The sequence below is a fragment of the Paenibacillus paeoniae genome (genome assembly GCF_003388735.1).
GTDB classification, from domain to species: Bacteria; Bacillota; Bacilli; order Paenibacillales; family Paenibacillaceae; genus Pristimantibacillus; species Pristimantibacillus paeoniae.
Genome location: NZ_QUBQ01000014.1, coordinates 1 through 1,562 on the forward strand (window position 1 = coordinate 1; position 1,562 = coordinate 1,562).

The window sequence follows — 1,562 nt, forward strand, 5'->3', positions numbered from 1 at the left end:
AATAAGCCTTGCAAATCGGCGTACCTCTGTGTCACAATCGATGTAGATTCGTTCAATACCCTTGTGGTTCTTTGATCGAACCTGGCAACGAGTGTGGAAGAGACCCTGAACCATTTCGCCGTGGGTGGAGCTCTCATCACTCGTTTTTTCTTTGTTTACTTGCCATAGTGCGTAGGACAATAACGTTTCCGTCGCAAATAATAGCTCCATATGTGCATGCTGATGTGCTTCTGACGTGGAGTGGCACTTCTCGAAGCCAAGTTCCTGCTTGGCGGTCCTAAAAAATACCTCAATCCGCCAGCGTTTACCATAGACAGCAAGTGCTTCTTTCGGAGCATCATGGCGGTTACTTATGATCAAATATGCGCCCTTGTAGATCGCCGGATCATCATCCTTGTCCATCTCACTAACCGCTTCTTCATCCTCCCTCAACCGAATCGCTGCAACCGCAGCAATAGGAACGTAGCGATGTTTGGTAACGGCCTGCCCTTTGCGACCAGGCGTTTCATATGGCATTTTCATGTAGATGTCGGACAGCGCAACAGCGGAAAGACCGCTGCCGACAATGAGTCGCTTGTAAGCTTCTTTAATAAGCTGGCGAGGCGAAACGGGAACAAAGCGTATGCGACCATGTTCAATGACTCGACGATACAAAGCGGTGTTCCGCTTCGCTTTGGTCACCCAATCGAAGGCATGCGTTTCTAAAAACACGAAAAAATCCTTGTATAGGTACCAACGATCCATCGCAACCCATAACTGGCAGTTGACCGATTCCCGGAGCATAAGGAGCATTTGACGGGCAAGATCAAATTTCGTAAGACCTGTTTCTGCGTCGGCGGGTTTATGCCATACGCTATAGAAAAGCGGGTATTCCAAGCCATTCTTCAACACAGCTTGCAGCACGACCAAATTCATGCACCAGCTGTATGTTTTCGTCGAGGAGTCTTTCAACCAACATAAAAAAGGGAGTTTCTTGGCGTACGGATGCGCGCTATGCGTATCGTCCAAGTTGATCACGTCGCCTTCTTGAAGAGCCGTGTTTGCATCTTGCTGTGGACGTTCAACACGTTTTTTGCCGAACGTTCTCCAAGCGAAAGGCGTTGTGAGGAAACGACTAAGGGTATACTGCGCTAGCTTGTACGGTTTGAACATCAACTCAAGCATAGCGTCTTTGCTGGCAAGCCCCGCCATTTGATTCACGGCTGAGCAGCCGGAGACGAGTCCAATGACGTACATAAAACATAACATCCAAGAAGGTGCGCCGCTTCGCTTGAAAATACCTGATTGCGTCAGAAGTAATGAAAAGTCGAAATGATCCCAGAGAGTCCGTAGGATAGGTGCTCCTGCGCATTGGCCGTGCGAAAGCTTGCGGAACTTAGGCTGCTCAAGGGTTTGCTTCAATGAAATCACCTGTAATCGCTAAAGATATACCCTTTGTAGAAAGGTATCCTTTGCGATTATTGTGGGATTCTGGAAAAGCCAAGGTGTTTTCCGGATTTTTGAGCACATTTGCATGACACTTATGAAACTTCCATCAATTGGGGCGAACTGCATAAGTCATG

1 protein-coding gene is annotated in these 1,562 nt (G+C 47.9%); it reads right to left on the minus strand.

All coding sequences use genetic code 11. From position 1 onward, the window contains the following. The coding region (locus tag DX130_RS26110) for a transposase (protein WP_116050352.1) at positions 1-1,236 on the minus strand (1,236 nt) is incomplete at its 3' end. Positions 1,237-1,562: the final 326 nt, after the last annotated feature.